We start from the raw sequence: 24,168 nt of genomic DNA on the forward strand, positions 1-24,168 counted from the left end.
TTCGTCGGGGGCCGCCCCCGGTGTCACATCCGGGCGCCGGGCGCGTCGTGGCGACCGATGGCCTTTTTCCGGAGCCAGCGCGACAGATAGTCGATGGCGGCCACGGTCGGCAGGATCAGCAAGATGATGAAGGCCACATCGCTCCAGGCATTCACCCGGATGCGGTCCGCGAGGAAGAACCCGATGCCGCCGGCACCCACCACACCCAGGATCGTGGCCGAACGGGTGTTGGCCTCAAAGAAATAGAGGCTGTTGGACAAGAAGACCGGAAAGACCTGTGGCCAGATCGCCAGCCGCGCCACATCCGCGCCGCTGCCGCCCGCCGAGCGCACACCTTCACCGGCCTTGCGATCGGCGTTTTCCACCGCCTCGGCGTAGATCTTGGCCAGAACGCCGGTATCGTTCAGCGCGATGGCAAGAATGCCCGCAAAGGGCCCCAGACCCACGACCGAGACAAAGATCAGCGCCCAGATCAGCGTATCGACCCCCCGCACCACATCCAGCACCCGGCGCAGGCCGAAGTGGATGGCGAAGCTCGGCACCACGTTGCGCGCCCCCAGAAAACCGAGGGGGATGGAGATGAGGCTGGCGAGGATCGTGCCGAGAAAGGCGATGGCCAGCGTTTCCAGCAGGGCGGCCAGATAATCTAACCAGAACCCGTTGTGGGTTGGCGGAACCATCTGGCGGGCGATGATCCACAGATCGGTGAAGCCCGTCCAGAACCGCATCGGCGACAGGCCCAGGTGATACGACGCCCAGAGAAAGGCGAGCACGAACGCGACCCACGCGGCACGACGACCCCAGAGCTTGCGCGGGTCGGGATAGAGCAGCGCCGGATATGTGCGGCTCACTCGGGCGATCCGGTCGGCGGCGGTGGTCATCGCCTCTGCTCCCCGTCGAGGATGCGGTGCCGGATCTTTTCCGACACGATATCGACCAGCGCGACGGTGATGATCAGAAGCAAAAGGATCGCGCTGATGTCGCGGTAGATGAACTGGTTGATCACGAACATCAGCTCCTGCCCGATCCCGCCCGCGCCGACAAAGCCGATGACCGAGGCTGACCGGACATTGATCTCGAAGCGTAGCAGCGTGTAGCTGATGAAGGCTGGCAGCACCTGCGGCACCACGCCCAGACGGATCACCTGATCACGCGATGCACCGGCGGCGACCACGCCTTCGAGGGATTTGTCAGAGATGGTCTCGTTGATCTCGGAAAAGAGCTTGCCCAAAACCCCCATGGTATGCAGCGCGATGGCCAGAACCCCCGCCAACGCCCCAAGACCGAAGGCGAAGACAAAGAGCATGGCAAAGACCAGTTCCGGCACGGTGCGCATCAGTTCGAGAAACCGGCGGGCCAACTGGTAGTGGACCACGCCGCCCGCAAGGTTGCGCGCGGCGGGAAAGGACAGAAAGAAACCCGCCACAACCCCCAGCGTGGTGGCGACGAAGGCGATCAGCACGGTGTCGAACAACAGCCCCACCCAGCGGCCGCCCGCCCACATCCAACGGCCCAGATCCGCCCAGAGCGTCTCGGGCGACACCGGGGGCAGCGTGCGGGAGATGTAGCTGCCGAACCGTGGAATGCCGTTCACGAATTTCTGCCACGAGACCTCGCCCAGATGCCCCGACACAGCCACCAAAACGACGAGCACGCCCAGAAACAGCAGCGTCTGCCTGCGCTTGTCGCGCTGCAGGTCGCGGCGCTGCGCCTCGACGATGGTCACGATGTCGGCGCTTGGTTTGGGCGTGACCGGCCCGGTCATTCCTCGCCGTCCTGCCCGTAGATCAGCGCGATTGCCGCCGCGTCCAGCGCCTCGACCGGCCCGTCGAAGACCACGCGGCCGGCATGGATGCCGATGATCCGGCGGCAATAGTCGCGCGCCAGGTCGATATGGTGCAGGTTGCACAACACCGTCAGCCCATCCTCGCGGTTGATCCGCGCCAGCGAGTCCATCACCGCCCGCGTGCTGCGCGGATCCAGCGAGGCGACGGGCTCATCGGCGAGGATCAGTCGGGGCGCCTGCACCAAAGCCCGGGCAATCGCCACGCGCTGCTGTTGCCCCCCGGACAGCTGATCGGCCCGTTTCAGCGCGTGATCGGTCATGTCCAGCCGGTCCAGCGCCTCGATCGCAAGCGCGCGGTCGGCGAGCGGCCAGGCAAGCGTCCAGCTGCGCCAGCGCGGCACCGTGGCGACACGGCCGACCAGCACATTGTCCAGCACGCTCAGCCGGTCGATCAGCGCGAATTGCTGAAAGATCATCGCCGCGCGACGGCGCCAGTCCTGCAAGGCCCGGCCGCGCTTGGCCAGCACATCTTCGTCCCCGAAAAAGATACGGCCCGAACTGGGCTCGATCAGCCGGTTGATCAGGCGGAGCAACGTGGATTTGCCCGCGCCGGAGCGTCCGATGACCCCGATGAATTCTCCCTCCTCGACGGTGAGTGAGACATCGTGCAATGCCGTCACAGTGCCGAAGCGGCGCGTCAGGCCCTCAATCCTCAACATCGGCATAAGCCTTGCGCAAAAAGGCGACCTGTTCGGCAGTCTCGCATCTCGATCCTGCGGCCGCGACAAGGCCTCGAGCCTCTGCAGGGGGCACCCCCAGTTCGATCAGAACCGCTTCGGCCACCAAGCCCGTACGCCCGATGCCGCCCCGGCAATGCATCACGATCCGTTCCCCGCTCTGCAAGGCATCCGCGATCCTGTATGTTGCGAGACGAAAGGCGGGCACGCTCTCCGGGACGCCAAAATCCCGGATCGGCAAGCGCATAACGGAAAAATTCAAACCATCGGACGACAGGAGCCGGGCATAGTCAGGGGCAAGGTCGCGGATCTCGTGATCCTCGGTCAGGATCACGAACTGCGTGACACCCTTTTCCGCGGCCTCGAACAGATGGCGCCGAAGACGCAGGTCGTTGTTCGGCAGGCCGGTAAGCCAGAGCTCGCCCGAAACCGGAGCAGGCAAGGCTAGCGGTCGAAGGCCCGTGATCGGATCCGCATCATCCATCCTTGCGGTTTCGCCGGAAAGGGGCTTGGTGTTTTCTGTCACAGGGACCTCTCGATGGATTACGCGCGGCGTGGGTCGTAGCAAGCCTGTATACAGGCTGTTCTTGACAAGCACATGACGCAGAACTCCGCCCCAGTCCCGATGCCATCGAGAAACCGGAGCCTTCGCCGTAGAACCCGCGCCTAAAGGACATTTGCAGCGCTAAAACCCTCGATACACAACGAAAAGCACTACAGATACGACCGGAGTCCCGACGAAAGGCTGCTTTCACCACAATTTAGCGTAGCGATGCTGCAATTTCACAGTCCGCTTTCCGCCCACACCGTCTGAACTCGGATCGAGCATACCTGCCGCATCCTCCACCCCGCAACCATTGAAACCTCGTTACCACCTGACCCGGTGTGCGATTTCCGCCTGCCCATCTTCGCACTCCATCCCGCCCTGCGCGCTTCGCCATCCTGACCCGTGACAGCCGTCGATATCCGACGGTCTCGATCCGGTTTCAGGAGGCCCCCGCATGCGCGCCGATCACATCCCCTTGCCGCCCCGCTACCTGCGCACCAAGGAAGCCGCGCAGTTTCTGAGCCTATCGGCCCGGACGCTCGAGAAGCACCGCACCTATGGCACGGGCCCCGCCTATCACAAGCTGGGCGGGCGCGTCGTCTATTCCATCGAGGATCTCGAGGCCTGGGTGCGGCGCGGCGCCGTCACCTCGACCTCCGATCCACGCGGCGGGCAGGTGCTGCCCGCGCGACGGGTGCTGACCGCGGTCCCGTCTGCGGGACGGCTGCGCCGCTGACCGGGCAGCGCGTTTCCGATGCCCCGCCGCCCCTCCGAACGCGCCCAGCTCGAGCTGTTTCGGAGCCTGCCCGGTGATCTCGCCCCGCGCGATGCGCAGGACCTGATGGCCTATCCGTTCTTTTCGCTTTCAAAGAGCCCGCGCATCCGCCCGATCGAGTTCGCCATGGGCGGGGTCGAGATCCGGGTCGAGGCGGTGCCCGACCACGGCATGGCCACGATCTGGGATGCCGATATCCTGATCTGGGCCGCGAGCCAGATCGTCGAGGCGCGCGATGCGGGGCTGCGGACCTCGCGGCTGATGGCCGCCACGCCCTACGAGATCCTGACCTTCATCGGCCGAGGCACCTCGGTGCGCGATTACCAGCGCCTGCGGGCGGCGCTCGACCGGCTGCAATCGACCACGATCTGCACCACGCTGCGCCAACCGCAGGCCGGGCGGCGCCACCGCTTCTCCTGGATCAACGAATGGCAGGGGCGTAGCGACAGCGCGGGCCGCACGGACGGGATCGAGATGATCCTGCCCGACTGGTTCTACCGCGCGGTGCTGGATGATGCGCTGATCCTGACGATCGATCGCGCCTATTTCGACCTGACGGGCGGGCTGGAGCGCTGGCTATACCGGCTGGTGCGCAAGCACGGAGGGCGGCAGCGAGAGGGGTGGCGCTTCGAATTCCGGCATCTGCATGTCAAATCCGGCAGCCTGTCGCCCTTCCGCTATTTTGTTCATCAGCTGCGAGATGTGATTCGCCGTCAGCCCCTGCCGGGGTATCGGCTTGCGCTGGAACACGGCGGGGCCGGGCAAATGCTGCTGACCTTCGCGCCCTGTGGACAAGCTGTGAATGGGCTCGTGCTATCGCCAACGCCCGGTATCGTGCCATCGCAAACGCAGGGCACGTGCTATCGCAAACGCAAACCGGGCCTAACCTCAACGCCTGCAATCGAAATTCGGCCCCTTAACTTAGAATCTAACCAAGAATCTAACTCCTGTAGCGGCCTGCGCGCTGGGGAAAACCCCGTCTCAGACCCTCAATCTGGCCCCGAAACAGTCAACGGCACGGCCATGCAGGCGCCCCCATTCGACCCCTTGCGGGAGGGTGAACCATGAGCCGGTCGCCCGCGCATCCCGGCCCCGATGCGCCCCTGACGCAGGTCGAGCTGATCTTCGAAAAGGGACGCATCGAGCAATGGCTCCGCTTCGGCAAGCCGGCTTCCGAGCTGCGCCTCGACCAGCGCCGCCGCGTGCTTGGCTTCGCCCCCGGCACCGTCTTTGCGGTGAATCGCTGGGCCGCGAATGACTATGGCACAGTCCTGTCGCGCTTCGAGGTCCTGCGCGCCGTGAGCCCCGGGGAGGCAAGCCAGACGCTGCCCTATCTGCGCCCCGGGGCGGAGCTGCTGCTGGCCACCCATGGATGGCCCAGGGTCGCCCGAGTGCTGCAGGCCATCGATGCAATCGAGGCACTCGGCATCGAGGCGGGCCAGGTGGCGCCGGATTACTGGCGCCATCTCCACAATCGGCTGAGTGCAGGCCATCCCGCCCATCCCTATACGCGGATGCAGCACCGGGCCTGGCTGAAGCGCAAGGCGCTCGGGCGATGATCCGGCGGTCTGCACCCCTTGTGGCGGGCGGGCTGGCCGTGGCGCTGGTGGCGGCTCCGGTACTGGGGCAATGGTCGCCACGCATCCTGTGGAACAGCACCCCGAGCGTGCCGGTCGGGCTCTACTGGCTGCAGCCCGTCGACCGTGTCGCCATCGGCGATCTGGTCGCGGTCAGGCCGCCCGAGAGGCTCGCGCGCTTCCTTGCCGCGCGCGGATACCTGCGGCACGGCGTGCCGCTTCTGAAACATGTGGTGGCCTTGCCGGGCGCTGAGGTCTGCCGCGACGGGGCGGCGATCCGCATCAATGGTCAGGTGCTTGGCCTTGCACAGGCGCGCGACCGCCTTGGCCGCGACCTACCGCATTGGCAGGGCTGCCACCGGCTGGACGTGGGCGAGGTGTTCCTGATGAACCCTGCCGTCCCGGACAGTTTCGACGGGCGGTATTTCGGCCCGCTGCCCCTCGGCGCACTCACCGCGCGGCTGCAGCCGATTTGGACCTTGGCTGCTGATCCCGCGCCGCTGGCCCCGTCCAGTCCCGTGCCGTGACCCGCCCGTTCCCCAGACAGCAACCCCAACCGAAAGGACCCCGCCCATGCCACAGATTGGCGAATTCACCCGCAACAAATCCGGCTTTGCCGGGCATATCCGCACGCTGACCCTCGATCTCGATGTGACCCTTGTGCCCATCGATCCGGGCGAGGCAGAGAACGCGCCAGATCACCGCCTGTTCCATGGCGACGGTGATCTGGCCCGCGAGATCGGCGCAGCCTGGACGCGCAGCGGCGAGAAGGCGGGCGAGTACCTTTCGGTCCTGATCGAGGACCCGATGCTCGCCCAGCCCATCCGCGCGAACCTGTTTCGCAACGGCGACAGTTCGGTCTGGTCGCTGCAATGGAGCCGCCCGCCGAAACGCGACGGGCGGGACTGAGCCATGCCGCGATCATTACCCTCGCGCGCCACCGCGCTTGCGCTCTCACTCCTTTCCGGCCTGCCCGTCACCGGGCTACCTTCGGCTCCCGCACTGGCGGAAACCCCGCCGTCCGCGACCATCATGGCCCACGATCCCCTTGCCGCCGCCATCGCCGAGGCTGCCGCGCGTTTCGCCATCCCCGAGCCCTGGATCCGCGCCGTGATCGCGGTCGAAAGCGCGGGCAATCCGCGTGCGGTCAGTCACGCCGGCGCCATGGGGCTGATGCAGGTCATGCCCGGCACATGGGCCGCGCTGCGCCAGCAGCACGGGCTGGGCGACAACCCGTTCGAACCGCGCGAGAACATCCTCGCAGGCACCGCATATCTGCGCGCGATGCTGGATCGCTACGGCAATACCGGTGCAATGCTGGCGGCCTATAATGCGGGGCCCGGGCGCTATGACGATTATCTGCAGACAGGCCGCCCCCTGCCGGCCGAGACCCGCGCCTATGTCGCGATGCTGGTCCCCCGATTGGACGGCAGCGCACCCCCGATCCGGCGATCTTCCGCCCCCGATTGGCGTGAGGCCGGGCTCTTCGTCGGCATCCTGGCTGCAGAGCCTCCGCAGGCCGAGGGCGATCCGGATGCGCCCGCGCCGAGCCGCGAAACCCTCAGCCCGGTCCCTGCATCGGCGCTCTTCGTGCCGCGCGCGGGCGCGGAGGCCGCCCCATGAACCGTATCGCGGGCTGGCGTGCGCTGGTGGGCCATGGCGGGCAAGCGGCGGCAGGGTGGGCCGGAACGAGAAGCGGGAAGGGAGGAGGGCAAGATAAAAGGCCCTGCCACGAATACCGCAAGTCCCTGACGGGACTGGCGGATTCGCGTGCAGGCCGGTCGGTCGGGTGCAGGGTTTCCGAAATTCCCTACAAATTTCAACGGTCCAGCATGCACAGCGTCGCGTCATCGCACCCTAGGTGCGTCAGGTGACCGAGCGCGACAGCGAGTTCCGCATCCGGCCCGGCAAGCCCCGCGATGCCCGCGCGCCGCGGACCAAAGGCTTTGTCGCCAAGGTGCTGCGCGCCGCCCAGAAATCCGGCCATGTCAGCCCGCCGGGCCGCAAGCCCGCCCCGGCGCGCGCAGGCTTCGGGCGCGGGCAGAACCGTTTCGGCCGCGCGCGTCTCTTCACGCCCACCCGCCGCGTCATCGTTGCCGCCCGCATCGTGCGCCATCGCGGTCAGGCCTTTCGCGCCGCGCCCCTGCGCACCCACCTGAGCTATCTGCAGCGCGACGGCGTCAGCCGCGATGGGGAGCGCGGGCGCTTCTTCGACGCCAAAACCGATCAGGCCGATGGCGCAGGCTTCGCCGCCCGATGCGCCGACGACCGGCATCATTTCCGCTTCATCATCTCGCCCGAGGATGCCGCCCAGATGGAAGACCTGCGCGGCTTCACCCGCGATCTCGTCACCCGGATGGAGGCCGATCTCGGCACACGGCTCGACTGGGTCGCCGTCGATCACTGGAACACCGACAACCCGCATGTGCATCTGATCGTCCGGGGCGTGGACGATAGCGGCCGCGATCTGGTCATCGCGCGGGACTATATCGGCAGCGGGTTGCGGTCGCGGGCCGAAGATCTGGTCGCGCTGGAACTGGGGCCGAAGCCCGAGCATGAGATCCGCCACGCGCTGGAACGGGAAGTCACGGCCGAGCGCTGGACCCGCCTTGACCGGGAACTCCGCCACCATGCCGATGAACTGGGCCTGATCGACCTGCGCCCTGACAAGCGCGGGCCGGAGGACCCGCAGCTACGCCGCCTGATGATCGGCCGCCTGCAGCATCTGCGCAGGCTGGGCTTCGCCGCCGAGGCGCGCACCGGCGAATGGCTGCTGGATGACGGGGTCGAGCGCACCCTGCGCGATCTGGGCGAGTGCGGCGACATCATCAAGACCATGCACCGCGACCTGGCCGCGCGCGGGCAGGACCGGGGTTTCAGCGATCTGCACATCGACCGGGGCGGGCCGGGCGATCCGATCATCGGGCGCCTGGTGGCGACGGGGCTGCATGACGAACAGACCGGCACCGCCTATGCCGTGATCGACGGGACCGACGGGCGTGCGCATCATGTCCGGTTCCGGGGCCTCGACGCCTTCGACCACGCGCCGCCCCCGGGCGGGATCGTCGAGGTGCGCCGCATCGGCGGGGCGGAGGAGGTGCGGCCGACGCTGGTGCTGGCCAACCGATCCGACCTTGTCCTGCAGGGCCAGATCACCGCGCCCGGGGCGACCTGGCTCGACCACCGGCTAGTGGAACGCGCGTCTCTCCCGCTTGCCATGGGCGGCTTCGGGGCCGAGGTGTGCGAGGCGCTCGATGCCCGGGCCGAGCATCTGGCGCGCGAGGGACTGGCCGAGCGGCAGGGGCAGCGGATCATCTTGCAGCGCAACCTGCTGGCCATCCTGCGCCAGCGCGAGGTCGACGCGGTGGGCGAGCGGCTGTCAGCCGAAACCGGCCTGCCGCACCGGCCCGCGGGCGCCGGCGAGCATGTCACCGGCACCTACCGCCGGCAGCTGCGCCTGTCCTCTGGCCGCTACGCGATGATCGAAGGCATCGGCCCGGACGGCAGCCGCAGCTTCCAGCTCGTCCCCTGGTTGCGCGATCTCGAGCCGCGGCTGGGGCAGCATGTCAGCGGCATGGCCCGCGAGGGCGGCGGGATCGACTGGAGCCTCGGGCGGAGGCGGGGGCTGGGGTTGTGAGGCGGCGGCCATCAAGACCTTTTCCTACTCGGTTGCTTTCATGCAGCCAACCCTTGTTTTCTCATTGGCAGACGTTCTCCGAAACAAGACAAGTCTTGATCGTGGGCTGATACTGGACTACACTTCATGCTCAGAATTTAGGGTTTGGACGGTGAATATTTTCGTATCTCTCTAGTTGGTTGCGCCCTCAATTCGGGTTCATCCAACTAGGCTATTACGTATTTCGATCACTGCAGGAAAGGCTGAGAGGCTCAATCGGTGTGATCTTATTGGAAATTGCATATTTCTGACGCCAAAGGGCAAGAAATATAGGAGCGTTTTTTGAAGGGGTGAAGGCATGACTGATCGGACATGGCGTCACATGCAGTTCCTTCCAGGCACCAAGCAGGGCGTGACCGCAACCGTAACGGTGCGGCGATCAGGTGAAATCGTTTTCAATGTCCATTTTTCAAACGGTCACCAGCTCGATGCTGCAAACCTGACTTCACAGATTTACTTTTTCGATAAAGGGGGCCTTGAAATTGCACGAATTGCAATGAGCGCACAGCTCGCCCCGTCCTTCGGCGGGAAGACACGAACTACGGACCATCAAGCCACACTGGGTTTCGATCCGGAAGATGCCGCAAGCATTGCGAAGATGAGATCGCAAGTCATCGGAATAAAGTACTCAAAGGTCGCGACTGCATTCGTTAAGTGGGGCTCTGATTTCAAGTTGAAGGGGGGGTATTCTAAATGGCACCATCCAGAACTTCCACCATACCTCCCGTCGGCTGCGCCAGCTTCCCGGATCGATGACATGCCGAGCATTTCTTTACAAGACCCTCCCTCCGGTCCTGGATATCAAGGTCTTCCGACAAAACCAGACCAGTTTCCCCCCTAAGATTTTTTCCGAATAGCGGATCTTTGGGTCCATCTTGGCCTGCGGCGAGGGGCAGTTCAAAAATGCAGTTCGAATCCTATATCAGAGCCAATTACTGATCTTGGTCAAGAGCGTTAAGTTACCCTACTATGCGGATCAGTTTAACCAATGGCAGAGTTTGATTTGCTTTGCTGCGAAGAGCCGATCTGAAATATTGCGCTGACTTGGCTTACAAATAATCCGATCCGCACGCCACAACCGCCGATCCTGCGACTACCAGCAGGTGCCGCTTGACCGGTCGCCCGGCACACGAACCATACCCCACCATGACCGCCACGAAAATCCTCTGGGGCCAGATCCTGGCCGTGGCCCTCATCGTGCTCGTCACGACATGGGGCGCGACGCAGTGGGTGGCCTGGCGGCTGGGGTTTCAGGCGCAGCTGGGCCCGGCCTGGTTCGACCTGTGGGGTATGCCGGTCTATCCGCCGCCCGCCTTCTTCTGGTGGTGGTACTTTTTCGACGCCTATGCCCGCCGCATCTTCTGGGAAGGGGCGGCCATCGCGGCCTCGGGCGGGTTCATCTCGATCGCCGTGGCCATCACCATGTCGGTGATCCGCGCGCGCGAGGCGGTTGACCTCGACACCTATGGCTCGGCCCGCTGGGCGACCCGGGCCGAGGTGGCCGGTGCGGGGCTGCTGGGCGCCGATGGTGTGGTGCTGGGGCGGCTTGACCGCGATTACCTGCGCCATGATGGGCCCGAGCATGTGCTCTGCTTCGCGCCGACCCGATCGGGCAAGGGTGTGGGGCTGGTGGTGCCGACGCTGCTGACCTGGCCCGGATCGGCCATCGTTCATGACATCAAGGGCGAGAACTGGGACCTGACCGCCGGGTTCCGCGCGCGCCATGGACGGGTGCTGCGCTTCGATCCGACCAGCATGACCTCGGCCGCCTACAACCCGCTGCTGGAGGTGCGACGCGGCGAATGGGAGGTGCGCGATGTCCAGAACGTGGCCGATGTGCTGGTCGATCCCGAAGGCTCGCTTGAAAAGCGGAACCATTGGGAAAAGACCTCGCATTCGCTGCTGGTGGGCGCGATCCTGCATGTGCTCTATGCCGAGCCTGACAAGACGCTGGCGGGCGTCGCGGCTTTCCTGTCCGACCCGCGCCGTCCGATCGAGACGACGCTCGAGGCGATGATGGCCACCCGCCATCTTGGCGAGGCCGGGCCGCATCCGGTGATCGCCTCGACCGCGCGGGAGCTTCTGAACAAGTCCGACAATGAACGCTCGGGCGTGCTGTCGACGGCCATGTCCTTTCTCGGGCTCTACCGCGACCCGGTCGTCGCCCATGTGACCCGGCGTTGCGACTGGCGGATCAGCGACCTGATAGGCGGCGCGCAACCCTCGACGCTCTATCTGGTGGTGCCGCCCTCGGACATCTCGCGCACCAAGCCGCTGATCCGGCTGGTGCTGAACCAGATCGGCCGCCGCCTGACCGAGGATCTGCAGGACAAGGGGCGGCGCCACCGGGTGCTGATGATGCTGGATGAATTCCCGGCGCTGGGGCGGCTGGATTTCTTCGAGAGCGCGCTGGCGTTCATGGCGGGTTACGGGATCAAGAGCTTCCTGATCGCGCAGTCGCTTAACCAGATCGAGAAGGCTTATGGCCAGAACAACGCGATCCTCGACAATTGCCATGTGCGGGTGAGCTTCGCCACGAATGATGAGCGCACGGCCAAACGGGTCTCGGATGCGCTGGGAACGGCGACCGAGATGAAGGCCATGCGCAACTATGCCGGGCACCGGCTGGCGCCCTGGCTCGGCCATCTGATGGTGTCGCGCTCCGAGACCGCGCGGCAGTTGCTGACCCCGGGCGAGATCATGCAGCTACCGCCCGACGACGAGATCGTCATGGTCGTGGGCCTGCCGCCGATCCGGGCGAAGAAGGCGCGGTATTTCAAGGACCCGCGCTTCGTGGAGCGGGTCCTGCCGCCGCCCGAGCCTGCGTCCGATGTCGCGCCCGATGCGGATATCTGGACGACCCTGCCGCCCCCGGTGCCGCCCAAGGCTGCTGCCCGGGCCGCGGCCGAACCCGACGCGGCCAATGCCGGCCTGCGCCGCGAGCCCGACCTGCCGGATCATGTCGCCGTCACCTCCGAGACCACCAAGGCCCCGACGCGCGAATTCGAGATGATGCTCGACGACAGCCCCGAGGACGCCGTGCGCCAGCGCCATGCGCTGGGGCGGCAGATGGCGCAGGTCGCCCGCCAGGCCTCGCTCGACCAGAACGACGGCATCCCGCTGTGAGGGTCCCATGCGCGACCGCCTGAACCTCTCGCTGCCCGTCGAGATGATCGGCCGGATCAACGACCTCGCCGACCGCAAGCGCGTGACCCGCTCGGCCGTGGTCGAAGCGGCGGTGGAATCCTTCCTGTCGCCCGATCACGCCGACATGCAGGAAGCCGCCCTGACTCGAAGGCTCGACCGCCTCTCCCGCCAGATCGCCCGGCTGGAACGCGACCAGCGCATCACCACCGAGACCTTGGCCCTCTTCGTGCGCTTCTGGCTGACCGTCACACCCCCGATCCCACCAGAGGACCAGGCCACCGCCCAGGCCAAGGGCCGCGAGCGGTTCGAAGGCTTCGTCGACGCCCTGGGCAAGCGCGTGCAGCAGGGGCGCGGGCTCGTGGAGGAAGTGGTGGGGGATCAAACGACGAATTGATGGATCAACAAGAAACAAACGGGTCAGTCGTACAATGCCGTAATTGCTGAGCTTTCAGGTGATTTTGCGATGCCCCTCAAGGGGGGGGTGTGCTAGAGCATGTAGGCGGAGTGAATGACCGGAGACGAGATGACAGGACTCGAGGAGATCAAGAACGGTGCCCACCTGAGGGGCATTGTGCCAGGTCAACCCGTCGAGGTTGTTTCCGTCGAATGGATCGGGGATCAGGCGATCAACCTAGTCTATCGCGTGCCAGGAGGTGGTGTTGTTGAAACCACTCTTTATCGCGACGACCAGGCCCGAATTGAACTCGAGACTCGTGGACGCGCATGGTCGTTCGATGCGGATGGCGACTTGCTCCGACTGGTGACGGAGGCTAATCGGATCAAGTTGGCGCACTACTTCGACCCTTATCTCGCTATTCACACCAGCTTGGTCGATCCGCTTCCTCACCAGATTTCCGCCGTCTACGGCGAGATGCTGCCGCGTCAGCCGCTGCGCTTCTTGTTGGCGGATGACCCAGGGGCCGGAAAGACCATCATGGCGGGCCTGTTGATCAAGGAGTTGATCGCTCGAAGCGATCTTGAGCGCTGCCTTGTTGTTGCGCCCGGCAGTCTCGTCGAGCAGTGGCAGGACGAGCTCGGAGAGAAATTCGGATTAGAATTCGATATCCTCACCCGGGACATGATCGAGAACTCCCGATCGGGAAATCCATTTAGCGACCGCAGCCGGTTGATAGCTCGGCTGGACGTCCTGGCAAGGAACGAGGAGCTGCAGGACAAGCTGGCACAGGCGGCGGAGTGGGATCTGATCATCTGTGACGAAGCGCACCGCATGTCCGCGACCTACTTCGGCGGTGAAGCCAAGTACACCAAGCGGTATCGTGTCGGTCAGAAGCTTGGCGAGGCGTGTCGTCATCTGCTCTTGATGTCGGCGACCCCGCACAATGGGCATGAGCAGGACTTTCAACTGTTCATGGCGCTGCTGGATGGTGACCGGTTCGAGGGCCGGTTCCGTGACGGCGTCCATTATGCCGATACGGCTGACATGATGCGGCGCCTGACGAAAGAGGAACTGCTGCGTTTCGATGGGCGCCCGCTGTTCCCAGAGCGCCGGGCCTACACGGTCAAGTACGAGCTCTCGTCTGAGGAAGCGGGGCTTTATGCTGCAGTGACCGAGTACGTCCGCAATGAAATGAACCGCGTCCAGCGCTTCGCTGCCGATGACGGCAAGAAGCGGAACAACGTGGGGTTTGCCCTTCAGATTTTGCAGCGTCGCTTGGCTTCGTCACCTGCAGCGATCTATCAGTCTTTGAAGCGACGCCGCGAACGCTTGGAAACAGAGCTGGCTGAGGCGCGGCTAATGGTTCGTGGCAAACGCTCCGGTTTCGATCTCTCTGACATGCCAGATGACCTGCTGCAGAACATCGAGGAATTTGGCCAGGACGAAATCGACGACATCGAGGATCGGATTTCTACCACCGCGACCACTGCAGAAACGGTCGATCAGTTGGCGCTCGAGGTGGAAACCCTCCAAAGTCTCGAACGCATGGCCCTAGGCGTTCTCAGCTCCGGCCAGGACACCAAGTGGTCGCAGCTCAACCGCATCCTCGATGATGAGCTGATGGTCGATTCCCACGGCAACCGTCGCAAGCTCATCATCTTCACCGAGCCGAAGGACACCCTCTACTACCTGCATGATCGCGTGAGGTCGCGCCTAGGCCGTGCCGATGCGGTCGAGGTGATCCATGGCGGAGTGTCCCGCGAGGATCGGAGGAAGATCGTCGAACGGTTCATGCAGGACCGGGACATGCTGGTGCTGATTGCCAACGACGCGGCTGGTGAAGGTGTGAACCTCCAGCGTGGCCACCTGATGGTGAACTACGACCTCCCCTGGAACCCGAACAAGATCGAGCAGCGGTTCGGCCGTATCCACCGGATCGGCCAGACCGAGGTGTGCCACCTCTGGAACCTCGTCGCGGCGGATACGCGCGAGGGCGAGGTCTACGCTCGGCTCCTGGAAAAGCTGGAGGCGGCGCGCGAGGCGCTAGGCGGGCGGGTCTACGACGTCCTTGGCGAGCTGTTCGACGGCACGGCGCTAAAGGATCTCTTGTTCGAGGCGATCCAGTACGGTGAGCAACCCGATGTGAAGGCCAGGCTGTTCCAGGCTGTCGATGGGGCCGTCGATCAGCAGCATCTCTTGGACCTTCTGGCGCGTCGCGCGCTGACCAACGATACGATGCCAGCTGCCAAAGTGCAGGAAATCCGCATCGACATGGAACGCGCCGAGGCTCAGCGCCTGCAGCCGCACCATATCCAGAGCTTCTTCGTCGAGGCGTTCAAGCGCCTCGGTGGTCAGATCAAGCCGCGGGAAGATGGGCGTTGGGAGATCACCCATGTTCCGGTCAGCATCCGCGAACGTGACCGGCAAATCGGGACGGGCTCTCCGGTCCAGAAGAAGTACGAACGCATCTGCTTCGAGAAGGGCAAGGTCAACCAGCAGCCGGTGGCGACCTTCGTCTGCCCGGGGCACCCTCTGCTGGAAGCTGTCATCAGCATCGTGCGTGAACAGCACGATCACCTGATGAAGCAGGGTGCCGTCATGGTCGATGAAACCGACCATGGCCAGGACCTGTCGGCCATCTTCCTTCTGGAACACAGCATCCAGGACGGTCGCCCGACCAGTACCGGTAAGCCCCACGTCATCTCGGAGAAGCTGCAGTTCGCCTCGATCGACAAGGCAGGGAAAGCCACAAATGCGGGGATCGCCCCGCACCTGAACCTTCGACCTGCAACGGTCGAGGAAATCGAATTGGCTGCAGACAAGCTGCACCAGGACTGGTTGCGAAACGATCTGGAGAAGGCTGCGATCCGCTTCGCTACCGTCGATCTCGCCCAGAGCCATGTGGCCGAAGTGAAGGCAAGACGCCTGCCTGAGGTCGCCAAGGTCGAGCAGGAGGTGAAGGCCCGTCTCAAGAAGGAGATCAACTTCTGGGACAACCGGGCCGCCGAGCTGCGCGAGGATGAAAAGGCCGGGAAGAAGACCCGCCTGAACTGGCAGAATGCAGAGCGCAGGGCCGAAGACCTGGCCGACCGGCTGAAACGCCGGATGGAACTGCTGGAGAAGGAGCGCTTCATCTCCGCCCAGCCGCCGCGGGTGCGGGGTGGCATGGTCGTCGTGCCGAAGGGGTTGCTGCTGGCAAAGGCTGCCGCCGCAACTGGGGCCAAGCCCGGCGCATTTGCCGAAGACCCGGAGGCCCGGCGGATCAGCGAATTGAAGGCTATGGAGGCGGTCATCAAGGCGGAGCGGGCGCTGGGCAATGAGCCGCTCGATGTGTCGGCGCAGAAGGTGGGCTTCGACATCGCTTCCTTTGATCCCCGCTCCGGACATTTGCGGTTCATCGAGGTCAAGGGTCGTATCGACGGCGCCGACACCGTCATGCTGACCCGTCAGGAGATCATCACCTCGCTGCACGAACCTGAAAAGTACATCCTGGCTATTGTCCAGATCGAGAGTGGCTACGCGCAGGAGCCACGGTATGTCAGGGGGGCGCTCTCGGACCACGAACCCTCGTTCGAACATACAGCGATCCAGTTCAATTTAAAGCGCCTGCTGGAGCGGGCAGAGGTGCCAAATTGATGGCCACAAAGGGCGACAGATCTTCCGAGCATGCTGTGCTTGAACTTAGCGGGCAGTATATCTGGCCTGATGCCAGGCACCTCCTGAACGAACTACTGGAACCTGTGCTACCTGTATTCCGCCACGCTATTGCTGGAGCGAGGGGCCTATTCGGTGTTGTTTCCGGGCTCCACGACTCAGGGATCGACTTCCTCGAGGAATGCCTTTCGAACGAAGATGCTTTATCCCTCCGTCTCGTCATTGCGGTTTGGCCGGCTTGCCCGACAACCAGTTCAGACCTTCATCGACTACTCGCACTTCAAGAACGCTTTCGCGAGCGGTTGCAAATAAGGGTGCAGACATCCAACAGCGTCCTTGACCATGGCTTGACAATTCTCTGTGTTTCAGGGGCGAAGCCGAAAGATGCTTGCCTGATCCTCGGCAAGATGAATGACCTCGGGACAAATCTCGCAGAAATGGGCGAGGGCGGGGTACTTCGTGCCGATGCTATCACGGTGGAGGCTTTTCACCGCCGCTTCCTCTGGCGATGGTCGCAGTCGGCAGATCTGAACGCACCAGGAGCGGCGGAGCTTCCTGCACTATCGCTGCCCGAAGGTTCGCGTGAGGCAGCTGCACTTTGGGCAGACTATAACAGAGCCCTTGCGAGGGGCGTCCAGGCAACGCCCGATCTGCGCGCCCACGTCGATCCGGAGACGGGAGAAGTCACCCTCATCGGCGAGGATGGTCAGCCTGTCGAAGATCCCATTGCCGAGCTCGGATTCGCAAAGATGGACCCAATCGCCATGTGGGTCGCCAACTTGTACGAAGGCGGGCAGCTTGTCAGCATTGACAAAACCAGTCGAATTCCTCCCGTGGACGTCCCGGTTGATCCGGCAGCTTTTGGCGACCGATCTGACATGTCCCGAGGGGACGTGTCCCGTAAGGTCAGCATGCGGGCGTCGGTCATAAAGGAAGCTGATCTAAAAGAGATCGAGAAGCACCGCAGTATGGTCAGGACGATCCTAAACCGGTTAAGCTTCAGCTTGGCGGACGGGTTAGGTTGGGTGCCTGACACGGCGCGGGCGCTATTGTCCACCGAACTGCAGAATGCCGACGCGGCGGGACGTGCCGCTCTGCTGAAGGCGATGGGGGGTGGCACACTGCCCGACATCAATGCCTTCGTCGAATCCCGCAAATCTGACCTGACGAAGAGCTTGAAGGAAATGGCATCGGCCCTTGGCGTTCCGGACGCAGATATCAGTGGCATTCTTGAAGCGACGCTAAGCGAGGCAAAGAGACGTCTGGAGCGGACGAAAGGTGGCAGTCTGTTGCCAACGCTCTCCTGGACGCGCATTTCGTTCTCGGCCGACGAGGACGAGCATGCTTCCCCCTGGGGCCAAGCCGCGACCTTCCTGTTTGCAATTGCGCGCTTCCCGCGCAAGGCGATGACGGACGGTTTCTTCATGCGGGGACTGTCATGCAACGTCTTTGATCTGGTCGAGGCGATGAACGTCGCAGACGACGACATCTGCCGGGACTTGCGGGCCAGGAACCTGTCTGAGCGTTGCAGAGCAGAGCTTGGGCTCATTGATCGAGTGGCAAGGGAAGTTGCCGATCCGAAAATGCGCTGCCGCCTATTGCGCCTCGTTCTCGAGGGAAGGGCTAAGGAGATAGATGGGGAGCTGAAAAAACTTGCTGAAGCAAGTACTGCCGATCCGACCAACGAAAACAAGAATGCAGAATGAACGGAGTGCCGGTCAATTTCCGGCCAACAGGTGAACATGACCCAACCCTACAAGAAGAAACTGATCGAAGTCGCCATCCCGCTTGAGGCCATCAACGCCGCCTCGGCGCGGGAGAAGTCGATCCGGCATGGGCACCCCTCCACCCTGCATCTGTGGTGGGCGCGGCGGCCGTTGGCGGCGTGTCGGGCGGTGCTGTTTGCGCAGCTGGTCGACGATCCCTCCAGCCATCCCGACCAGTTCCCCACCCATGAGGATCAGGAGCGCGAGCGGCAGCGGTTGTTTGCCATCATCGAAGACCTGGTGAAGTGGGAGAACTCGACCAACGAAGAGGTGCTGGAACGCGCGCGGGCGGAAATCCGGCGGTCTTGCGGTGGGGTGCTGCCGCCGGTCTACGACCCGTTCTCGGGCGGCGGTTCGATCCCGCTCGAGGCGCAGCGGCTGGGCCTGCCTGCCTATGGGTCCGACCTGAACCCGGTGGCGGTGATGATCGGCAAAGCGATGATCGAGATTCCGCCGAAATTCAAGGACATGCCCCCCATCCACCCCGGCATCAAGGAGCGGTCGTTCTACCGCAACGCCGAAGGGCTGGCCGAGGATGTGAAATACTACGGCGAATGGATGCGTGAAAAGGCGTGGGAGCGCATCGGGCATCTTTACCCGCAGGTGGACCTGCCGAAGGAGTATGGGGGCTGCAAAGCGACGGTGATCGCCTGGATCTGGGCACGGACGGTGCCGAGCCCGGACCCGGCCTTTGCGGATGTGCAGGTGCCATTGGCGTCCACTTTCCTGCTCAGCGCCAAGAAGGGCCAAGAGGCTTGGGTTGAGCCACTTGTTGATAAGGCAGCGAAAGCGATTACCTATCGCATCCGCCTTAAAGGCACGAAGGACGAGATCGATCGTGCGAAGTCGGGGACAGCCGCCGGCAAGAGACACGGGTTTATCTGTCCGTTCTCTGGGGCGCCAATTTCTTACGACTATATTCGGAAGGCTGGTCAGAACGGGGAAATGAGGGCGGTGATGCTCTCAATCATCGCTGAAGGTCCGCGGGGGCGAATCTTTCTTGATCCTGATCGGTCACATGGCGAAATAGCAGGTTCTGCCATTCCTGATTGGCGCCCAGAGACGAAATTGCACGGAAAGACTCGCGTTAATGTTTCGAATTATGGATTAGACACATACGACGACCTATTCTTGGATCGCCAACTTGTCGCGTTAAACACGTTCGGCGATCTCGTCCAAGAAGCACGAGTTCTGGCGCTGCAAGACGCACAAGCCAACTTCGAGACGGATGATGGGGCGCGACTGCGCGATGGTGGCGTTGGTGCAGCAGCCTATGCTGATGCTCTTGCCGTGTATCTTGCATTCGTTGTCAGTAGCCAGGCTGACCGAATGAGCACAATCTGCACTTGGGACGCTGGTGGGCCAACCTGGGGAACAAAAACACGCAACACTTTCTCGCGCCAAGCAATTCCGATGTCGTGGGATTTCACAGAGACCAACCCGTTCTCGACACAGTCGGGTAGCTTTGGGAACTCGCTTGACTATACGTCAAAAGGTGTCATCAGCAATGCAGCCAATAAGGGAACCATCACCCAAATTGATGCTCGCCATATCGACCCCGGTCGCCAGTGCGTAATTTCGACAGATCCTCCATACTATGACAACATTGGCTATGCCGATCTTTCTGACTTCTTCTATGTTTGGCTCAAGCGAATTTGCGGCGAAGTTTTCCCAGAGATATTTGGCTTGATTGCTACGCCAAAGGCCGATGAGCTGATTGCTGCCCCCTATCGGCACGGCGGCAAGGATGAGGCCGAAGCATACTTTCTCAACGGTATGACTCAGGCCATTTCTCGAATGGTGGCTCTTTCGCCAGATGGGTTTCCCGCGACCATCTACTATGCGTTCAAGCAGAGCGAAATTGCGGATGAAGGCATCAGTTCGACTGGGTGGGCGACTTTCTTGCAGGCCGTAATTGAGGCTGGCTTTGCGGTAGTAGGCACTTGGCCGATGCGTACAGAGCTTGCAAATCGACTGATCGCATCTGGCACCAACGCCCTCGCCAACTCGGTCGTTCTCGTCTGCCGCAAAAAGGAAGCCTCGGCCGAGGTCATCACCCGGGCCGAGTTCATCCGCGCCCTGAAACGCGAACTGCCCCCGGCCATCGGGGAGCTTCAGGCCGCCAACATCGCCCCGGCCGACATGCCGCAATCGGCCATCGGCCCCGGCATGGGCGTCTTCTCGCGCTACAAGGCGGTGCTGGAATCCGACGACAGCCCGATGAGCGTGAAGGCCGCGCTGCAGCTGATCAACCGCGAGCTCGACGAATACCTCGGCGGTATCCAGGGCGAGTTCGACGCCGATACCCGTTTTGCCATCACCTGGTTCGAACAGAACGGGCTGAAGGCGGGCGACTATGGCACGGCGAACAACATCGCCACCGCCCGCGGCATCTCGGTCGAAAGCGTGAAGCATGCCGGGATCGTAGAAAGCGCGGCCGGAAAGGTGCGCATCCTGAAGCGCGACGAGATGGATGCCGAGTGGGAGCCGGATGCCGACACCCACCTGACCATCTGGGAATGCTGCCAGCATCTGGTGCGGTTGCACGAGAAATACGGGATCGGCTATGAGGCGGCGGTGATGTTGAAGAAGTACGGCGCCAAGGCCGGCGATGTCCGCGACCTGGCCTATGTGCTGTATAGCATCTGCGAAAAGCGGGGCGAGGCGAAGGAGGCGACCGCCTACAACGCGCTGATCGCGGACTGGACCGACCTGACCCGCGAAGCCGCCACCGCGCCGCTGTCGAACAAGAGCGGCCAGATGAGATTTGAGGTTTAGGGGGTAGCACCATGGCAAAAAGCACGCGCCAATATGTGTTCGAGGGTATGGAGCTGCTGCCCGAGGCGCTGATCCCCTTTGTCGAACGGCGGCTCGAGGCCTCGTTGCAGGGCCATTGGCAAGTCCAGGTGGTGGAGAAGCTGCCCGGGCTGCGTCCGGACTCGAATGGCAAAATCGTGTGGGACCAGTCTGCGCTCCTGAACGCGATGGACCGGTTCTGGATGGATGCCTTCAAGGCGGTTCTGGGGCGTGCCGAGCGATCGATCGTCAACGAGCTGGTTGATGTGCGCAACAAGCTCTCGCATAACGGCACCTTCACCTATGACGATGCCGAACGTTCGCTCGACAGCATGCGGCGGTTGATGGAGGCGATCAGCGCCTCGGACGTGGCCGACCAGCTGGGCAAGATGCGCGACACGATCCTGCGCACCAAGTTCACGGAATTGCAGCGCAACGAGGAGCGGAAGAAGAGCCAGCGGTCCGACATCTCCGTCGAGACTGTGGCGGGGCTGTTGCCCTGGCGCGAGGTGGTGGAGCCGCATCGTGACGTGGCGACGGGTGAGTTCCAGCAGGCCGAGTTCGCGGCCGACCTTGCCAAGGTCCACAACGGCAGCGCGCCGTCGGAATATCGCAACCCAACCGAGTTCTTCTCGCGCACCTATTTGACCTCGGGTCTGTCGACCCTGCTGATCGGCGCGGCGAAGCGGCTGTCGGGCACCGGCGGCGATCCAGTGGTGGAGCTGCAGACCAACTTCGGCGGCGGCAAGACCCACTCGATGCTGGCGCTCTACCACATGGCGGGCGGCACGCCGGTCGAGGATTTGCCGGGGCTCGACCAGCTGCTGTCGCGCGAAGGGCTGACCGTGCCGGGCAAGGTGAACCGGGCAGTGTTGGTGGGCACGTCCTATGGGCCCTCGGATGCGGCCAAGCGGCAGAAGGACTACGGCCGTCCGATCCGCACGACCTGGGGGGAACTGGCGTTCCAGCTTGGCGGTGAAGCAGGCTATGCGCTGGTGGCTGAAAATGACGCCAATGGCATCGCGCCGGGGTCAAACCTGCTGGAAGAACTATTCCGGCAATGTGCCCCGTCGCTGATCCTGATCGACGAATGGGTCGCTTACCTGCGCCAGATCTACAAGGTCGAGGGGCTGCCGTCGGGGTCGTTCGACTCGAACCTGTCGTTTGTTCAGTCGCTGACCGAAGCTGTGAAGGCCAGCCCGGGAACGCTGCTGGTTGCGTCTCTGCCCGCGTCGCAGATCGAAGTTGGCGGCGAGGGCGGCCAGGAGGCCCTGTCTCGCCTGAAGCAGACCTTCAGCCGGGTCGAAACCGGCTGGCGACCGGCTGACCAGGAGGAAAGCTACGAGATCGTCCGTCGGCGCCTGTTCAAGGAAATCCCAGGCGACAAGTTCCACCACCGCGACAACACACTGAAGCAGTTCGCGAAGATGTATCGCGACAGCCCGAACGAATTCCCGCAGAACTGCGAGGGCGAGGATTATCGGCGGAAGCTTGAAAAGGCGTATCCGATTCATCCAGAACTGTTCGATCAGCTCTACACCAGCTGGGGTTCTCTGGAAAAATTCCAGCGCACCCGCGGCGTGCTGCGGTTGATGGCACAGGTGATCCACGAGCTGTGGATGAACAACGATCCCTCGGTGATAATCATGCCGGGCAGCGTTTCCATCAGCTCGGCGCGAGTAGAACCGGAGTTGCTGCATTACCTCGACGTGTCATGGCAGTCGATCATCGCAGGCGATGTCGATGGACCGAACTCCACACCCTATCGGATCGACCAGTCGGCCCCAAACCTCAACCGCTATTCGGCTACCCGCCGCGTGGCCCGGGCGATCTTCATGGGAACTGCACCGACCCATGGGCAAGATAACAAGGGCCTCGATGATCGCCAGATCAATCTGGGTGTAGTGCAGCCCGGTGAACGTCCTGCCATCTTCGGCGATGCCCTGCGCCGCCTCGCGAATAATGCCAGGTTCATGCATGGCGATCTCGGCCGCTACTGGTATTCGATGTCCGCGAGCCTCAATCGGCTTGCGGCCGATCGGGCCGGACAGATCGAAGAGCCGCTGGTCCTTTTGGAAATCGACAAGGCGCTGGCGACCTACATCAACGGCTTGGGCGACCGCGGTCATTTCGACACCGTGCAAGTCTCGCCAAGCAGTTCCGCAGATGTCCCCGACGAAGCCGGTGGCGTTCGTGCCGTCGTGCTTGGCGTGGCCCACCCGCACACCGGTCGCGAGAATTCCGATGCTATGGCAGAAGCCAAGGATATCCTGCTTCAGCGCGGCTCTACACCGCGGGTCTATCGGAACATGCTCGTATTCCTTGCGGCGGAGTCGCGCCAGCTTGATGGGCTGAAGGAGGCCATGCGGTCGTCCCTCGCTTGGGCAGGGATCGTCAAGGACACGGATCGGCTGAACCTGACCCAGCGCGACAGTGCCCTTGCCAAGGCGAAAGTCGCCGAGGCAGCCGAGACAGTTAAGACACGGCTAAAAGAAACCTGGTGCTACCTGCTCTATCCCATGCAGGATGGCGCCCAGGCGGATGTGGAATGGATCGCATCAAAGGTTCCGGCGCAAGACGGTCTTTTGTCCCGCGCCAGCAAGAAGCTCGCCAGCGACGAAGGGTTGCTGCCAGAGCTCGGTCCAGCCCGCCTTGACCGGGAGCTTCAAAAGTACATCTGGAACGGCAAGAATCATCTCTCGCTCAGAGATCTCTGGGAGTACCTGAACCGCTACATCTACCTTCCCCGAGTGAAGGATCGAAACGTCCTGATTAAGGCCGTGCGGGCATCAGTCGGCGCAATGGTGCCAGGTCCTTTTGCTTATGCAGAGCGGTGGGACGAAAAGAGCGGCCGATACATCGGCCTGGTTCTACAAAACGGCGCCAACGCAGCAGTCGTCATCGATTCAGACAGCCTCATTGTGAAGCCCGAAGTTGCTGAGAGGCAATCCAAAGAAACGACCGCAGTTGCTGAGAACCCAGTCGATCCAGATCAGACTGCAATCAAACAGGCAGCTGAACAAACTGGACTTCAGCAGACGGTAACTGTCGTTCAGCCAGAGCGGGAACCGACCCGCTTTATCGGTACCGTCATGATTTCTGCAGACCGTCCGGCGCATGAAATGCGCCAAATCGTCGAAGCGATCATTGAGCAGTTAACGATCCTGCCGGGCAGTGAAGTGTCGCTTAAGCTTGAAATCGATGCCGATGTTCCGAATGGTCTCGACCGAAGCAAGGTTCGTACACTGCTCGAGAACGCCAACACATTGGGTTTCATCGATAAAGTGATCAAGTGATCTGGCCTTTGATC

The 24,168-nt window shown here is 63.0% G+C and carries 18 protein-coding genes; 14 read left to right on the plus strand and 4 right to left on the minus strand.

Annotated features, from left to right (window positions below; translation table 11 throughout):
- Nucleotides 1-23: 23 nt before the first annotated feature.
- The 4 genes from phnE (C7455_RS00070) to C7455_RS00085 are packed head-to-tail and all read right to left on the minus strand — an operon-like array spanning nucleotide 24 to nucleotide 3,007.
- Nucleotides 24-881 (minus strand): phosphonate ABC transporter, permease protein PhnE, encoded by an 858-nt coding sequence (phnE, locus tag C7455_RS00070; RefSeq protein WP_109663843.1) that lies wholly within the window; start codon nucleotides 879-881, stop codon nucleotides 24-26.
- On the minus strand, nucleotides 878-1,765 hold the full coding sequence (gene phnE / locus C7455_RS00075) for a phosphonate ABC transporter, permease protein PhnE (RefSeq protein ID WP_109663846.1): 888 nt from the start codon (nucleotides 1,763-1,765) through the stop codon (nucleotides 878-880). The genes phnE (C7455_RS00070) and phnE (C7455_RS00075) overlap by 4 nt, the downstream gene beginning before the upstream one ends.
- Nucleotides 1,762-2,505 carry a phosphonate ABC transporter ATP-binding protein gene (gene phnC / locus C7455_RS00080; RefSeq protein WP_109666003.1) on the minus strand — a complete coding sequence of 248 codons (744 nt, stop codon included), beginning with the start codon at nucleotides 2,503-2,505 and terminating at the stop codon, nucleotides 1,762-1,764. Before phnC ends, phnE (C7455_RS00075) begins: the two co-directional genes overlap by 4 nt.
- A complete protein-coding gene (locus C7455_RS00085) occupies nucleotides 2,492-3,007 on the minus strand; it encodes a protein-tyrosine phosphatase family protein (RefSeq protein WP_109663850.1) in 516 nt (171 codons plus the stop codon). The genes phnC and C7455_RS00085 overlap by 14 nt, the downstream gene beginning before the upstream one ends.
- A 517-nt stretch (nucleotides 3,008-3,524) precedes the next feature.
- On the opposite strand from C7455_RS00085, the gene C7455_RS00090 reads away from it, so the two are divergent.
- The 14 genes from C7455_RS00090 to C7455_RS00150 all read left to right on the plus strand — a co-directional run bounded on the left by C7455_RS00090 (nucleotide 3,525) and on the right by C7455_RS00150 (nucleotide 24,154).
- On the plus strand, nucleotides 3,525-3,806 hold the full coding sequence (locus C7455_RS00090; RefSeq protein WP_109663853.1) for a helix-turn-helix transcriptional regulator: 282 nt from the start codon (nucleotides 3,525-3,527) through the stop codon (nucleotides 3,804-3,806).
- An 18-nt stretch (nucleotides 3,807-3,824) separates the two neighbouring features.
- A complete protein-coding gene (locus C7455_RS00095) occupies nucleotides 3,825-4,913 on the plus strand; it encodes a replication initiator protein A (RefSeq protein WP_109663856.1) in 1,089 nt (362 codons plus the stop codon).
- Complete coding sequence (locus tag C7455_RS00100) at nucleotides 4,910-5,404, plus strand: DUF2840 domain-containing protein (protein ID WP_109663859.1); 495 nt, start codon at nucleotides 4,910-4,912, stop codon at nucleotides 5,402-5,404. Before C7455_RS00095 ends, C7455_RS00100 begins: the two co-directional genes overlap by 4 nt.
- Nucleotides 5,401-5,949 (plus strand): S26 family signal peptidase, encoded by a 549-nt coding sequence (locus C7455_RS00105; protein WP_109663861.1) that lies wholly within the window; start codon nucleotides 5,401-5,403, stop codon nucleotides 5,947-5,949. Before C7455_RS00100 ends, C7455_RS00105 begins: the two co-directional genes overlap by 4 nt.
- A 46-nt stretch (nucleotides 5,950-5,995) precedes the next feature.
- Nucleotides 5,996-6,331 carry a DUF736 domain-containing protein gene (locus C7455_RS00110; protein ID WP_109663864.1) on the plus strand — a complete coding sequence of 112 codons (336 nt, stop codon included), beginning with the start codon at nucleotides 5,996-5,998 and terminating at the stop codon, nucleotides 6,329-6,331.
- A gap of 123 nt (nucleotides 6,332-6,454) precedes the next feature.
- Nucleotides 6,455-7,045, plus strand: coding sequence for a lytic transglycosylase domain-containing protein (locus C7455_RS00115; protein ID WP_425450615.1), 591 nt, complete (start codon nucleotides 6,455-6,457; stop codon nucleotides 7,043-7,045).
- Nucleotides 7,046-7,292: 247 nt separating this feature from the next.
- Nucleotides 7,293-9,059 carry a relaxase/mobilization nuclease domain-containing protein gene (locus C7455_RS00120; RefSeq protein ID WP_109663870.1) on the plus strand — a complete coding sequence of 589 codons (1,767 nt, stop codon included), beginning with the start codon at nucleotides 7,293-7,295 and terminating at the stop codon, nucleotides 9,057-9,059.
- A 337-nt stretch (nucleotides 9,060-9,396) separates the two neighbouring features.
- Nucleotides 9,397-9,939, plus strand: coding sequence for a hypothetical protein (locus C7455_RS19780; RefSeq protein ID WP_146199888.1), 543 nt, complete (start codon nucleotides 9,397-9,399; stop codon nucleotides 9,937-9,939).
- A gap of 305 nt (nucleotides 9,940-10,244) precedes the next feature.
- Nucleotides 10,245-12,224 (plus strand): conjugal transfer protein TraG, encoded by a 1,980-nt coding sequence (locus C7455_RS00125; RefSeq protein ID WP_109663872.1) that lies wholly within the window; start codon nucleotides 10,245-10,247, stop codon nucleotides 12,222-12,224.
- 7 nt (nucleotides 12,225-12,231) lie between these two features.
- Nucleotides 12,232-12,639, plus strand: coding sequence for a ribbon-helix-helix domain-containing protein (locus C7455_RS00130; RefSeq protein ID WP_109663875.1), 408 nt, complete (start codon nucleotides 12,232-12,234; stop codon nucleotides 12,637-12,639).
- 114 nt (nucleotides 12,640-12,753) lie between these two features.
- Entirely contained in the window at nucleotides 12,754-16,278 is a 3,525-nt protein-coding gene (locus C7455_RS00135) for a helicase-related protein (RefSeq protein WP_245904169.1), read from the plus strand.
- Nucleotides 16,278-18,002, plus strand: a complete 1,725-nt coding sequence (locus C7455_RS00140) for a hypothetical protein (protein ID WP_109663878.1) — start codon at nucleotides 16,278-16,280, stop codon at nucleotides 18,000-18,002. The genes C7455_RS00135 and C7455_RS00140 overlap by 1 nt, the downstream gene beginning before the upstream one ends.
- A gap of 36 nt (nucleotides 18,003-18,038) precedes the next feature.
- Nucleotides 18,039-20,840 carry a DUF1156 domain-containing protein gene (locus C7455_RS00145; RefSeq protein ID WP_109663880.1) on the plus strand — a complete coding sequence of 934 codons (2,802 nt, stop codon included), beginning with the start codon at nucleotides 18,039-18,041 and terminating at the stop codon, nucleotides 20,838-20,840.
- Between the two features lie 11 nt (nucleotides 20,841-20,851).
- Entirely contained in the window at nucleotides 20,852-24,154 is a 3,303-nt protein-coding gene (locus tag C7455_RS00150) for a DUF499 domain-containing protein (RefSeq protein WP_109663884.1), read from the plus strand.
- The last annotated feature ends 14 nt before the right edge of the window (nucleotides 24,155-24,168 follow it).

Source organism: Roseicyclus mahoneyensis, assembly GCF_003148775.1.
Taxonomy (GTDB): domain Bacteria; phylum Pseudomonadota; class Alphaproteobacteria; order Rhodobacterales; family Rhodobacteraceae; genus Roseicyclus; species Roseicyclus mahoneyensis.

Bases quoted from the DNA above. Each gene is read 5' to 3' on its own strand.
- C7455_RS00150 (WP_109663884.1), top strand. From the start codon at position 20,852: ATGGCAAAAAGCACGCGCCAATATGTGTTCGAGGGTATGGAGCTGCTG.
- C7455_RS00090 (WP_109663853.1), top strand. From the start codon at position 3,525: ATGCGCGCCGATCACATCCCCTTGCCGCCCCGCTACCTGCGCACCAAG.
- C7455_RS00095 (WP_109663856.1), top strand. From the start codon at position 3,825: ATGCCCCGCCGCCCCTCCGAACGCGCCCAGCTCGAGCTGTTTCGGAGC.
- C7455_RS00115 (WP_425450615.1), top strand. From the start codon at position 6,455: ATGGCCCACGATCCCCTTGCCGCCGCCATCGCCGAGGCTGCCGCGCGT.
- C7455_RS00085 (WP_109663850.1), bottom strand. From the start codon at position 3,007: ATGGATGATGCGGATCCGATCACGGGCCTTCGACCGCTAGCCTTGCCT.
- C7455_RS00130 (WP_109663875.1), top strand. From the start codon at position 12,232: ATGCGCGACCGCCTGAACCTCTCGCTGCCCGTCGAGATGATCGGCCGG.
- phnC (WP_109666003.1), bottom strand. From the start codon at position 2,505: ATGTTGAGGATTGAGGGCCTGACGCGCCGCTTCGGCACTGTGACGGCA.
- phnE (WP_109663846.1), bottom strand. From the start codon at position 1,765: ATGACCGGGCCGGTCACGCCCAAACCAAGCGCCGACATCGTGACCATC.
- C7455_RS19780 (WP_146199888.1), top strand. From the start codon at position 9,397: ATGACTGATCGGACATGGCGTCACATGCAGTTCCTTCCAGGCACCAAG.
- C7455_RS00110 (WP_109663864.1), top strand. From the start codon at position 5,996: ATGCCACAGATTGGCGAATTCACCCGCAACAAATCCGGCTTTGCCGGG.
- C7455_RS00105 (WP_109663861.1), top strand. From the start codon at position 5,401: ATGATCCGGCGGTCTGCACCCCTTGTGGCGGGCGGGCTGGCCGTGGCG.
- C7455_RS00140 (WP_109663878.1), top strand. From the start codon at position 16,278: ATGGCCACAAAGGGCGACAGATCTTCCGAGCATGCTGTGCTTGAACTT.
- C7455_RS00135 (WP_245904169.1), top strand. From the start codon at position 12,754: ATGACCGGAGACGAGATGACAGGACTCGAGGAGATCAAGAACGGTGCC.
- C7455_RS00100 (WP_109663859.1), top strand. From the start codon at position 4,910: ATGAGCCGGTCGCCCGCGCATCCCGGCCCCGATGCGCCCCTGACGCAG.
- C7455_RS00125 (WP_109663872.1), top strand. From the start codon at position 10,245: ATGACCGCCACGAAAATCCTCTGGGGCCAGATCCTGGCCGTGGCCCTC.
- phnE (WP_109663843.1), bottom strand. From the start codon at position 881: ATGACCACCGCCGCCGACCGGATCGCCCGAGTGAGCCGCACATATCCG.
- C7455_RS00145 (WP_109663880.1), top strand. From the start codon at position 18,039: ATGACCCAACCCTACAAGAAGAAACTGATCGAAGTCGCCATCCCGCTT.